This is a genomic window from Reyranella sp. (assembly GCF_050185545.1).
Lineage (GTDB): Bacteria > Pseudomonadota > Alphaproteobacteria > Reyranellales > Reyranellaceae > Reyranella.
This window is the reverse complement of record NZ_JBFWZI010000046.1, coordinates 34,708-45,583: the sequence shown is the minus strand read 5'-3', so window position 1 is coordinate 45,583 and position 10,876 is coordinate 34,708. Positions and strand designations below refer to the sequence as shown.

The 10,876-nt window shown below is 66.6% G+C and carries 13 protein-coding genes; 7 read left to right on the top strand and 6 right to left on the bottom strand.

Annotation, left to right across the window (positions count from 1 at the left end; all coding sequences use genetic code 11):
• Nucleotides 1–257, top strand: a 257-nt coding sequence (locus AB7O82_RS15185) for a hypothetical protein (RefSeq protein ID WP_428619715.1), incomplete at its 5' end; no start/stop codon positions are given.
• Between the two features lie 37 nt (nt 258–294).
• Here the strand turns inward: AB7O82_RS15185 and AB7O82_RS15180 are convergent.
• From AB7O82_RS15180 to AB7O82_RS15170, 3 genes are read right to left on the bottom strand one after another with little or no spacing between them, the layout of a single operon-like run.
• The gene (locus tag AB7O82_RS15180) at nt 295–1,251 is read right to left on the bottom strand and encodes a threonine/serine dehydratase (protein WP_428619713.1); all 957 of its coding nucleotides are present in this window, start codon (nt 1,249–1,251) and stop codon (nt 295–297) included.
• Nucleotides 1,252–1,281: 30 nt separating this feature from the next.
• The gene (locus AB7O82_RS15175) at nt 1,282–1,755 is read right to left on the bottom strand and encodes a cupin domain-containing protein (protein ID WP_428546881.1); all 474 of its coding nucleotides are present in this window, start codon (nt 1,753–1,755) and stop codon (nt 1,282–1,284) included.
• Entirely contained in the window at nt 1,752–2,951 is a 1,200-nt protein-coding gene (locus AB7O82_RS15170; protein ID WP_428546878.1) for a CaiB/BaiF CoA transferase family protein, read from the bottom strand. Before AB7O82_RS15170 ends, AB7O82_RS15175 begins: the two co-directional genes overlap by 4 nt.
• 172 nt (nt 2,952–3,123) lie before the next feature.
• On the opposite strand from AB7O82_RS15170, the gene AB7O82_RS15165 reads away from it, so the two are divergent.
• Nucleotides 3,124–3,444, top strand: a complete 321-nt coding sequence (locus AB7O82_RS15165) for a hypothetical protein (protein WP_428546875.1) — start codon at nt 3,124–3,126, stop codon at nt 3,442–3,444.
• A gap of 191 nt (nt 3,445–3,635) precedes the next feature.
• Here the strand turns inward: AB7O82_RS15165 and AB7O82_RS15160 are convergent, their stop codons facing one another.
• A complete protein-coding gene (locus AB7O82_RS15160) occupies nt 3,636–4,274 on the bottom strand; it encodes a hypothetical protein (RefSeq protein ID WP_428619711.1) in 639 nt (212 codons plus the stop codon).
• Nucleotides 4,275–4,345: 71 nt separating this feature from the next.
• Here AB7O82_RS15160 and tcuA point away from each other — a divergent pair, with 71 nt between their 5' ends.
• From tcuA to AB7O82_RS15140, 4 genes are all read left to right on the top strand, one after another.
• Nucleotides 4,346–5,836 (top strand): FAD-dependent tricarballylate dehydrogenase TcuA, encoded by a 1,491-nt coding sequence (gene tcuA, locus AB7O82_RS15155; protein ID WP_428546869.1) that lies wholly within the window; start codon nt 4,346–4,348, stop codon nt 5,834–5,836.
• A gap of 131 nt (nt 5,837–5,967) precedes the next feature.
• Nucleotides 5,968–6,942, top strand: coding sequence for a Bug family tripartite tricarboxylate transporter substrate binding protein (locus tag AB7O82_RS15150; protein ID WP_428546866.1), 975 nt, complete (start codon nt 5,968–5,970; stop codon nt 6,940–6,942).
• Nucleotides 6,943–7,106: 164 nt separating this feature from the next.
• Nucleotides 7,107–7,484: a hypothetical protein gene (locus tag AB7O82_RS15145; protein WP_428546863.1), complete on the top strand. Its 378-nt coding sequence runs from the start codon at nt 7,107–7,109 to the stop codon at nt 7,482–7,484.
• 3 nt (nt 7,485–7,487) lie between these two features.
• Nucleotides 7,488–8,582 carry a tellurite resistance/C4-dicarboxylate transporter family protein gene (locus AB7O82_RS15140; RefSeq protein ID WP_428546860.1) on the top strand — a complete coding sequence of 365 codons (1,095 nt, stop codon included), beginning with the start codon at nt 7,488–7,490 and terminating at the stop codon, nt 8,580–8,582.
• Between the two features lie 258 nt (nt 8,583–8,840).
• On the opposite strand, the gene AB7O82_RS15135 is transcribed toward AB7O82_RS15140, so the two are convergent.
• Together AB7O82_RS15135 and AB7O82_RS15130 are read right to left on the bottom strand one after the other, a co-directional pair.
• Nucleotides 8,841–9,128 (bottom strand): carboxymuconolactone decarboxylase family protein, encoded by a 288-nt coding sequence (locus AB7O82_RS15135; RefSeq protein WP_428546857.1) that lies wholly within the window; start codon nt 9,126–9,128, stop codon nt 8,841–8,843.
• A gap of 21 nt (nt 9,129–9,149) precedes the next feature.
• A complete protein-coding gene (locus AB7O82_RS15130; protein ID WP_428546854.1) occupies nt 9,150–9,392 on the bottom strand; it encodes a hypothetical protein in 243 nt (80 codons plus the stop codon).
• Nucleotides 9,393–9,625: 233 nt separating this feature from the next.
• Here AB7O82_RS15130 and AB7O82_RS15125 point away from each other — a divergent pair, with 233 nt between their 5' ends.
• Complete coding sequence (locus tag AB7O82_RS15125) at nt 9,626–10,876, top strand: MFS transporter (protein ID WP_428619709.1); 1,251 nt, start codon at nt 9,626–9,628, stop codon at nt 10,874–10,876.

Below are 10,876 nucleotides of genomic sequence, written 5' to 3'. Positions count from 1 at the left end.
AGTGCGCGAGATGCAAGGTGCCCCTCGAAGGGCCGAAGGACTCTCGCCCCGACAGCCTAGTCGCCTGCCCAAGCTGCGGCGCCGGCGACACGCGCGAGAATGTCGAGCGCGAGGTCGCCGAGTTCGCGGCGAGCCGCGTCTCGCAGGCCCTCGACGCGATGGTCGAGGGCTTCGCCCTGGGCCTTGGCAAATCGTCCACTCTCGAAGGACCGCGCCCGCAGCGAATCTACCGCTTCATCATCGACGAGGAATCCTGAAGCACCTAGGGCGAACCGGGCGGCGGCTGCCAGCGGTTCAAAGCACCGACTTGAGCGTGCTCCTGCTGATATTGGCTCCACAGATCACGATCATCGAACGACCGGCGGTCCACGCGTCGCCCGCGCCGAGAGCGCCGGCGATCGCCACTCCCCCTGCGCCCTCGAGCAACATGTGGTGGGCATCGATGAAGAGTCGCATTGCCTCGGCGATCTGTTCCTCGGAGACCTCGATCCAATGGTCGACGTAGTCGCGGCAGAGCGCGAAAGTGATCGTATCCGCCTCGATCCCCCCGGCCGTGCCATCGGACAGGGTTGGCGACGACGGCAGGTCGAGGATCCTGCCGGCCCGCACCGACTGCGCCATCACGCAGGACGCGGCAGGCGAGCAACCGACGATGCGGACATCAGGCTTCATCGACTTCAGATAGAGCGCTATGCCGCCTATGAGACCACCACCGCCGACCGGGACGAAAACGTTGTCGATGCGTCCGGCCGCCTGCCGCCATGCTTCCAGGCCAAGCGTGCCCTGGCCTGCCACGATTGCCGCGTCGTTGTAGGGCGAGACGAACGTCAAGCCGCGCTCCGCCGCCCACGTGCGGGCGTGGATCTCGGTCACAGCCATATCCTCGCCGAAGAACACCACCTCGGCGCCCAGGCTGCGGATGTTCCGGACCTTGTTCGCCGAAGCGTTGGTCGGCACGAAAACGATACCCTTGCGACCGACGTTGCGGAGCACGTAGGCGACCGCCGCGCCGTGATTGCCGGACGAGGCAGCGACAACCGGTGCATTCCGATCCTCATCGAGACCAAGGATCTTGTTGCTGGCGCCGCGCACCTTGAAAGAGCCGGTGTGCTGGAGGTTCTCGAGCTTGAGCAGGCCCTCGCTGCCGATGCGTGCCGACAACATCGCCGACCGCTCCAGCGGAGTCTCGCGCACCAGGGCGCGGATCCGGTGCTCCGCGGCGACAACATCATCGATTCCAACGACGGGCATTGCTTCAGATCGGCATTCGTGCCGGAAATCCTAGCCGTGGGCCGTGAGCGGCTTGCCATCGTGCAGGTAGGGCTCGGCGTCGATCAGCACGAAGGCGACGACGCACGGTGCGGTCGAGCGGTTCACCCAGTTGTGGATGGTGCCGCGCTGCACCAGCACGTCGCCGGCGCGCAGGGTGACGACGCGACCGTCGTCGAGCTCCATGTCGATCTCGCCCGAAAGCACCACGGCGTAGTCGATCGAATCGGTGCGATGGTTGCGCGGCGCCACACCGGGCGCGTACTCGATGACGCGGAACACCGTGCCGCCGGCGCGCGTGGTCGCCGTGATCTCCTTGGCGCCGTCGGTCGTCGTCGTGTTGTCGACCGGAAACTTCGCCGTCGACCAGATGTTGTGAATGGTGGCGCCCGGCCGGTAGGAGACGACGTCGCGCGTCACCTCGTCGATCGCCACCATGGCCTTGCCGTTGCCGTCATGCCCCGTCACCACGCGCCGAATGTTCATGTCGCCTTCCTTGGTCCCAGCATGCTCGCGGCCTTGAGTGCCGCGATCGCGGCGGCATCATAGCCGATCTCCGCCAGCACCTGGTCGTTGTGCTGGCCGACGGTCGGCGGATCGGAGACCAGCGGCGGACGCCAGCCCAGCATCTGGAAGGGCAGCAGCGGCAGCCGCGTCTTCACGCCGCCGGGCAGCGTGGTCGGCGCCAGCGAGCCGTTGGCCAGCAGGTGCGGATGGTCGAAAAGGTCCTGCGGCCGGGCCACCGGCGCAAAAGAGATGTCGGCCTCGAGCGCCAGCGCCTCGACCTGGTCCTTGGCGAGGCGCTTGAAGATCTCGGCCACCTTGGGCACCAGCCACGGCCTGGCCTCGATGCGCTGGTTGTTGGTGGCGAGCCGGGGATCGGCCGCCAGCTCGGGCTGGCGAAAAATATCGCAGAAGCGCTTCCACTGGCCGTCACTGGTGATGCCGATGAAGACCTGCTGGCCGTCCGCCGTGGCGAAGATCTCGTAGACCGCCCACGAGCTCACGCGCTCGGGCATCGGCGGCGGCGGCGCGCCGTTCATTGCCGTGATGGCGAGATGCTGGCCCATCAGGAACACCACCGATTCGAACAGTGCGCTCTCGACCAGCCCGCCCCTGCCGGTACGTTCGCGCGTCTTCAGCGCCAGCACGGTGCCGAAGGCGCCGAACAGCCCGCCCAGGATGTCGACCACGGATGTGCCGGCGCGCAACGGCCGGCCAGAGGGACCGGTCATGTAGGCGAGCCCGCCCATCATCTGCACCACCTCGTCGAGTGCCGGCCGCTTCTCGTAGGGGCCGGGCAGGAAGCCCTTGAGGGCGCAATAGACCAATCGCGGGTTGATCTTCTCGAGATGCTCGGGGCCGAGGCCGCGCTTGCGCATCGAGCCCGGGGCGAAATTCTCGATCATGACGTCGGCCGACTGCAGCAGCTTCACAAGCACTGCACGCCCCTGCGGCGCGTCGGCATCGAGCGCCAGGCTCTTCTTGTTGCGGTTGAAGTAGCCGAAGAAGCCCTCGCCGAAGCCCTTCAGCTTGCGGGTTCGATCGCCATCCACCGGCTCGACCTTGATCACCTCGGCGCCGAGGTCGGCCAGGATCATGCCGCACGAGGGCCCCAGGATGGTGTGGGTGAGCTCGACGACGCGGATGCCGGCAAGCGGCGGGGTGAAGGCTTCGGTCATGCCGGCATGCATACCTCAGCCGTCCGGCACGTCCAGCGCCAACAAGCCCATTGCCGTTTCGACGATCAGTGGCATTCTTGCCGTCGAAACATGCGTTCTTGCGCCTGAAGCAGGGCGCCGTTCGATCGGGCGTACTCTTCGATTCCTGTCGCACTCGAGAGGGGGGAAATCGGTGGCCGCAGCGTTTCTCATCGTTCGTGCCCGGCTGACCTACACGTCGGATCGGGAAAAATTCGACGAGTGGTACCGGACCGAGCATTTTCCAGATGCCGTGAAGAGCTTTGCCGCGCGGCGCGGTTGGCGCTGCTGGAGCAGGACCAATCCGCTGGTTCATATCGCGCTCTACGAATTCTCGAGCGTCGAGGAGGCGGAAGCCGCCCTCGATTCGGATGCGCTCACCCGCCTCAGCGCCGATTTCGACCGTGCCTGGGGACCGCGCCACACGCGCACCCGCGAGATCGTCGAGCTGACCGAGGAGTTGGTGCCACGGTGATTCTTTTTCCTCCCCAGCGAAGCTGGGGAGGTGTCGCCGTCATACGCGACGGAGGGGTCATGGTTCATGCGGGCCGCGGGCGTCCCGCCCCCTCATAGCTTCATGAGCGGGCGGGACGCCCGCGGTCCGGAAGAGCATGACCCTTCCGTCGCGTATGACGCGACACCTCCCTAAGCGTAGCTTGGGGAGGATTATGAGAACCAGTCCTCGATGTCCTTGACCAGGGGCAGGCCGGCGGCCTCGCCGAGTACGCGGTGGGCCATGCCGGCGCCGACCAGGAAGGCCTCCTGGCGGGGCACGGCGTTGCCCTTCAGCATGTTGCGCACGGACGGTCCGTCGTGGCCCCAGCCGATCGCCTCGACCTTGCCGTCGAAGGCCCGATTGAGGATGGCGAGAAAGTCGGCGCGCTCGCTCTCGCTCAGCGCCGGGACGGCGTCGATGTCGCCCAGCACCAGCAGGCGGCCACGGAACTTCGCTACCAGGGCGGCAACCGAATTGCGCGGCTCGACGATGATTTCGCCGCCCGGCCCGCGGCGCACCCGGGCTGCCAACGACAGCGGCAGCACGGCGGCGCCGAGATGGACGCCGCTGTCCATTATCACCGAGGCGAGTTCCTTGTAGGTGATGCCGAGCCGCTCAGCCCGCTTCAGCCGCATCATCGCCACTTCCGGCTTGGGGGTCTTCCAGGCCTTGGCGGTGGCGCGGCGCCACACCCAGGCCTCCCACGACATGTCGAAGGTCGGGCCATTGTTGTGGCCGATGCCGGGTCTGCGCAGCAGGGCCTCGACATTGGCATGCCGGACCCCTAGACGGTCGAAACGATCACCCATGATATTATTGTAACGTCGATTTATCGTAGGCGACTCAAATAAACGTATGGGTAGGCAAGAGGGGTGCCAAAGTGGACGATTTCCAGGTCGATGTACTCGTAATCGGTGCCGGCAATGCCGCGGCCTGCGCGGCGCTGGCGGCGCGCGACCAGGGGGCTGCGGTCGCCATGCTCGAGGCCGCGCCGGAGCCCGAGCGGGGCGGCAACAGCACCTACACGGCAGGCGCCATGCGGGTGGTGTTCCACGGCGTCGACGACCTCGCCCAGCTCTATGACCTCACGGACGACGAAAAGCGCGACGTCGATTTCGGCAGTTATTCCGCCGATCAGTTCCTCGACGACATGGGCCGGGTGACCAACTACCGCTGCGATCCCGAGCTGACCGACATCCTGATCGGCCGCAGCTTCGAAACCCTGAAGTGGATGCGCAGCAAGGGCGTGCGCTTCCAGCCGAGCTACGGCCGGCAGGCCTTCAAGGTGAACGGCAAGTACAAGTTCTGGGGCGGCCTGGCGGTCGAGGCCTGGGGCGGCGGGCCGGGCCTGGTCGACCTCGAGCACAAGGCCGCGGTCAAGGCCGGCATCCCGATCCACTACGAGACGCCGGCCGTCTCGCTGATCGAGGAGGATGGTGTTGTGCGCGGCGCCATCGCCCGCCACAAGGGTCGTCGCGTGCGCATCGGCGCCAAGGCGGTAGTGCTGGCGTGCGGCGGCTTCGAGAGCAATGCCGAGATGCGCACGCGCTACCTCGGCCCGACCTGGGATCTCGCCAAGGTGCGCGGCACGCGCTTCAACACCGGCGCCGGCATCAACATGGCGCTGGCGATCGGCGCCAAGCCGCACGGCAACTGGTCAGGCGGCCACGCGGTCGGCTGGGACATGAACGCGCCGGAGTTCGGCGACCTCGAGGTCGGCGACAATTTCCAGAAGCACTCCTATCCGCTCGGCATCATGGTGAACGCCAATGGGGTGCGCTTCGTCGACGAGGGTGCCGATTTCCGCAACTACACCTACGCCAAGTACGGCGCGGTTATCCTGGCCCAGCCGCAGCAGTTCGCCTGGCAGATCTTCGATTCCAAGGTGCTCGACCGGTTGCGCGACGAATATCGCATCAAGCGCATGACCAAAGTCCGGGCCGACACGATCGAGGAGCTGGCCGGCAAGCTGGAAGGCGTCGACGCCGCGCAGTTCCTCAAGACGATTCAGGAATGGAACTCGGCGGTGATGACCGAGGTGCCGTTCAATCCGGCGATTAAGGACGGCCGCGGTACGCGCGGTCTCGCCGTGCCGAAGAGCAACTGGGCCCTTACGATCGACGAGCCGCCGTTCGAGGCCTACGCCGTGACCTGCGGCCTCACCTTCACCTTCGGCGGCCTCAAGATCACCAGCCAGGGGGAAGTCGAGAGCACCGACGGCAGCGTCATTCCCGGCCTCTATGCGGCGGGCGAGCTGGTCGGCGGCCTGTTCTATCACAACTACCCCGGCGGCACCGGCCTGGTCTCGGGTGCCGTGCTGGGCAAGCTCGCCGGCGAAAGCGCCGGACGGTATGTCTCGGGCAAGAACTGAAGGTGTCGTTGCGTTGCGTGTCCTGCGGTCGTCAAGCCTGTCATTCCGAGGCCGCCGGCCGAGGGACCATTGGGCCACAGGAAAGATCCCTCGCACGTTCGGGATGACAGGATAATTCCAAAGAGGACTTCATGATCAAGATCACACGACGCGGCGCTCTGGCTCTCGGCTCCAGCACCCTCCTCCTGCCCTCCGCCGTTCGCGCGCAAGCCTGGCCGAGCGGCCCGGTCAGCTTCGTGGTCGGCTATGCCGCGGGCGGCGGTGCCGACATCATTGCACGCGAGCTGGCGCACATCATGTCGCCGGCGATCGGCCAGCAGATCGTGGTCGACAACAAGGGTGGTGCGGCAGGATCGATCGGCCTGCGCGCCGTCGCCAACGCCAAGCCGGACGGCCAGACGCTGTTCTACGCCGTCAGCACCAACGTGATCATCAATCAGTGGGTCCAGAAGGGCATGATCGACACGCTGGCCGCGCTGGCGCCGATCTGCCAGACGACCGACTACCAGTACGTGCTGGCGGTCAACCCCAAGGTCGCCGCCAAGAGCGCGGCCGAGCTGGTCGCCTTGGCGAAGAAGGAGCCCGACAAGCTCACCTTTTCCTCGTCTGGCGTCGGCGGCAACAACCATCTGGCAGGGGCGCTGTTCGCCGAGGCGGCCGGCATCAAGATCACCCACGTGCCCTACAAGGGCACCGGACCGGCGCTGGCCGACGTGATCAGCGGCGTCATCACCATGAACTTCTCGTCGTTGCCGCCCGCGGTCGGCCAGATCAAGGCCGGCAACCTCAAGGCGCTCGCCGTCACCGGCGAGAAGCGCGTCAAGTCGCTGCCCGACGTGCCTACCCTCAAAGAGCAGGGCATCGATGTCGTGGTCAACGGCTGGCATGGCCTGTTCGCGCCGGCCAAGACACCCGCCGCCATCCTCGACAAGATCGACAAGGACACCAAGCAGGCGATGAAGGATCCGAAGTGGGAGAAGGCGCTCGCCAAGGACGGCCTCGAGCCGGCACCTGACCGCACCCGTGCCCAGTTCGCCAAGTTCGTCGCCGACGAGCACGCCTTCTGGGGCAAGAAGCTCAAGGAGCTGAAGGTCGAGATGCAGTAGCGGCTGCCACGCCCGGCCGGCCTGCCGGGCCGGTCGGGCGTGCGTCGCCCGAGGCCAGGTCGGCCGCCCTCGTGACATCAAGCCGCACGCGGCGCGGCGCGATGCTGCAGCCCCGTGGGTTCGGCGATGGTGCAAGCTTCAACCACGCAGCGCGGAGCAAATTGATGCGACCGGAACAGGTGCGTGCATCGCCGTGGGCAGGCGTCCTTGTCGCGTTCTTTGAGCCCGAGATGCGCGCCTGGTACGGCACGGAGTCCCTGCGGAAGGTATTCTGGGGTTACGGAGTCGGCGTCAGCACCTTGCTCGCGCTGCTCTACGCCTCGGCCTTCTACGAGGATCGCCCGCTGTCGCAGCAGTTCATGCTGCTTTGCTTTGCCGCCTATACCGTCTGGATTCTCGTCTCCGTGTGGCGATGCGCAACGAACAGCAGCCCGTTCTGGGGGCTGCTCGCCCGATGGCTTACCGTGGCCTGGGCAGCAAATACTGCCCTGGTTCTCGTGGCGCTCCAGGCCGACCTTGTGGTGCGCTACCTGGGACGCTGACAGATGAGCGCACTGACCACCCACAAACGACGGCTTGCCACGATCCAGCAGCTGGTTCTCGGCGCTGCGGAGAGCTTGTTCCCCGGCTATTTCGCCCTGGTGATGGCGACCGGCGTGGTGTCGATCGCCTGCCGGCTCCTGGGGTATCCGAGGCTGTCGCTCGTGCTGCTTGGTCTCAATTGGGTCGCCTATACGGCGCTTTGGTTCCTGACGGCGCTGCGTCTGGCGTTCTACCGCCGCCGGATGGTGGAGGACATGTTCAACCACCAGCGCGCACCCGGGTTCTTCACCGTGGTCGCCGGAACCTGCGTCCTGGGGACCCAGAGCAGCATCGTCGCGGGCGCCCAGACGATTGCCGAAATGCTCTGGTATGTCGGCCTCGGCCTGTGGCTGGTCGTCATGTACGCCTTCTTCACCGCTGTCACGGTACGGGAGAGAAAGCCATCGCTGGCGGCCGGCATTAATGGCGCATGGCTGATCGCCGCGGTGGCGACTCAGTCGATCGTCGTGCTGCGTGGCGCCATCGACAGCCAGGGGGCGCCGGCCGTCGAGATCCAGTTCCTGTGCCTCGTGATGTTCATGGTTGGCTGCATGCTCTACCTGGCGATCATCACGCTGATCTTCTATCGCCTCACCTTCGTGCCGCTCGCCACCCGCGATTTCGGTCCGCCCTATTGGATCAACATGGGGGCCGTGGCGATAACCACCCTTGCGGGGTCGACGCTCATCCTGGCCGCCGGCCGGTGGACGCTGCTGGCCGACTACCTGCCTTTCCTGAAGGGATTCACGCTGTTCTTCTGGTCCGCCGCGACATGGTGGATTCCCTTCCTTCTCGCCCTGATGGTCTGGCGCTACCTCGTGCGGGGTGACCGGGTCGCCTACGAGCCGGCGCTGTGGGGCATGGTGTTTCCGCTCGGCATGTATGCGACCGGAACCTATCAGCTCTCCCGCGCGCTCGACCTGCCGTTCCTCGCCGCCATCCCGAAGGGGATGGTCGTCGTTGCGATCCTGGCATGGCTGGCCACCTTCGTCGGATTGCTGACCCACCTCTCGCGGATCACCTGGGCCGGCGTGCGATCCGCGGCCAAAGGCGGCTAACGGCAGGTCAGCTTCCTGGCACCGGCGACCGGTGAGAGCACTGGCGATCACGACCCACCAGTTCACGACGTTCCAGGCGATGCGGCGCAAAGCTCGTGGCCGCCGCCGAGCGCGTGCGGTCGCGGCGCTCTTCCTCTTCGTTGCGGCCATCCCATGAGCGCCATCGGAGTGGCGCGCTCCCAGCCATGACTTGACCCCTCCGTCGCCGAAGACGGCGACACCTCCCCAAGCGAGGCTTGGGGAGGAGCACGGAGCCCCCTACTTCCGCGCCGGCACCATGCAGAAGCCCTGTGCCGCGATGCCGAGCGGCGGATTGAACTTGCTGCGGAAATTCTCCATCGCGATCGCCGCGGTGAGCTCGACGATCTGGGCCTCGGTGAAGTGCCGCTTGACCTCGGCGAACAAGGCGTCGTCGACCTGCTGGTCGGTGTGGGTGATGCGTTCGGCGTACTCCAGCGCCACCCGCTCGCTGGCGCTGAACAGCTTGCTGTCGCGCCAGTTCAAGACTTCCGCGACCTTGTCCAGGCCGCCTTCGGTTTCCGTCACACGGACGGAATTGATGTCAATTCAAAACGGGCATCCGTTGATCGAGGCCACCCTGAGATAGATCAGCGGCGGCAGCGACTTGGGCAGTTGACCGGACTGCTCGATCGACTGCCCGAGCAGCTTGGCGGCGCGCAGGATCGGCGGGCAATGCGCCAGCACCTTGGTGGGATTGAGCAGGTCACCGAAGATCTCGCGCTCCTTGCTGAAGGTGGCGGCGAGCGTGGGATCGCCGCCGTCGTTCTCGATCTCACTGACACGGGGCATCGGGTCGGTCCTCTGACAGAGGGTGGGAAGGAAGAATCGCAAGGATCCCCGGCGCGCTCGGGATGTCCGGACGGTAGCGTCCCACCACAGACCGCGACCATGGACCTTTTCTCATGCGCACTATAGATCGGACAGGGACTTCGTGGCGCGTGTCGGTCTGCAAGGCTACGATCGGCCCGCGGCGATCCCCGCCGAGGGCAAGACGGCATAGACCGGCCGCAGAGGAGACGTGCATGAGTCGTTCCCACGGCCGGGTGCCCTATGGCTGGGTAATCGTCGGTGCCGGCATGCTGATCTCCTGCGTCGCCATGGGCTCGGTATTCTCGCTGGCGGTGTTCCTGCAGCCGCTGACCGCCGATACCGGCTGGTCGCGCACCGGTGTCTCCACGGCCATGACCATCGACTTCCTGGCAATGGGCGTGTCGGCTTTCGGCTGGGGCATCCTTACCGACCGCTGGGGAACGCGCGGCGTCGTGCTGGCAGGCAGCGTGATGATGGGCGCCGGGCTGATCCTGGCGAGCCGCGCGACCAGCCTGCTCGAGTTCCAGCTCCTCTACGGGCTGATCGTCGGCGCCGCCGCCGGCGCCTTCTATGCGCCGCTGATGACGGTGGTCACCTTGTGGTTCGAGAAGAACCGCAGCCTCGCGGTTGCCCTCGTGTCGGCCGGCATGGGCATGGCGCCGCTCACCGTGGCGCCGTTCGCGCGTTGGCTGATCACGACCTACGAATGGCGGCCGGCGATGATGACGGTCGGGATCGTCGCCTGGATCCTGATGATCCCGGCTGCCCTGCTGATCCGGCGGGCGCCAGTAATCATCCCCGCGCCGACGCCGTTGCGCGGCGTGGCGACGCCGATGGCCGCGCCTCGGCGCGAGCCCCTGATGACGGCCGGCCAAGCGCTGCGCACGCCGCAGTTCGCCGCACTCGCCCTCGCCCACTTCGCCTGCTGCGCGGCTCACTCCGGCCCGATCTTCCATATGGTGACCTACGCCATCGGCTGCGGCATCGCGCCGATGACAGCCGTCACCGTCTACAGCGTGGCCGGCCTGGCCGGGCTGGGTGGCCGCCTGCTGCTCGGTGTCTCGGCCGACCGGCTCGGCGCCAAGCCGGTGCTGGTCGCCGGCCTCGCGGTGCAGGCGCTCGCCGCCGGCACTTACATCTTCGTCGGCCAGCTCGACGAGTTTTATGCCCTGGCCGTGGTGTTCGGCATCGCCTACGGCGGCGTGATGCCGCTCTACGCCATCCTGGCGCGCGACTATTTTGGCGGCCACATCATGGGCACGACCTTCGGCGCAATCTCGATGGCGGCGAGCATCGGCATGGCGTTCGGCCCGTGGGCTGGCGGCTACGTGTTCGACGCCTACGCCAGTTACGCGCTGCTCTACATCGGCTCCTTCAGCGTCGGGCTCGCCGCGGTCGCCGTGGCGCTGACCTTCAAGCCGCTGCCCGCGGCCGCCAGGCTGCGGGCGGCGGCGAAGGCGTAA

What these genes read in the sequence shown, in the direction of transcription:
- AB7O82_RS15180 (WP_428619713.1), bottom strand. Translation starts at nt 1,251, where the DNA reads ATGCCCGTCGTTGGAATCGATGATGTTGTCGCCGCGGAGCACCGGATC.
- AB7O82_RS15175 (WP_428546881.1), bottom strand. Translation starts at nt 1,755, where the DNA reads ATGAACATTCGGCGCGTGGTGACGGGGCATGACGGCAACGGCAAGGCC.
- AB7O82_RS15130 (WP_428546854.1), bottom strand. Translation starts at nt 9,392, where the DNA reads ATGCCCCGTGTCAGTGAGATCGAGAACGACGGCGGCGATCCCACGCTC.
- AB7O82_RS15150 (WP_428546866.1), top strand. Translation starts at nt 5,968, where the DNA reads ATGATCAAGATCACACGACGCGGCGCTCTGGCTCTCGGCTCCAGCACC.
- AB7O82_RS15160 (WP_428619711.1), bottom strand. Translation starts at nt 4,274, where the DNA reads ATGGGTGATCGTTTCGACCGTCTAGGGGTCCGGCATGCCAATGTCGAG.
- AB7O82_RS15170 (WP_428546878.1), bottom strand. Translation starts at nt 2,951, where the DNA reads ATGACCGAAGCCTTCACCCCGCCGCTTGCCGGCATCCGCGTCGTCGAG.
- AB7O82_RS15140 (WP_428546860.1), top strand. Translation starts at nt 7,488, where the DNA reads ATGAGCGCACTGACCACCCACAAACGACGGCTTGCCACGATCCAGCAG.
- AB7O82_RS15125 (WP_428619709.1), top strand. Translation starts at nt 9,626, where the DNA reads ATGAGTCGTTCCCACGGCCGGGTGCCCTATGGCTGGGTAATCGTCGGT.
- AB7O82_RS15145 (WP_428546863.1), top strand. Translation starts at nt 7,107, where the DNA reads ATGCGACCGGAACAGGTGCGTGCATCGCCGTGGGCAGGCGTCCTTGTC.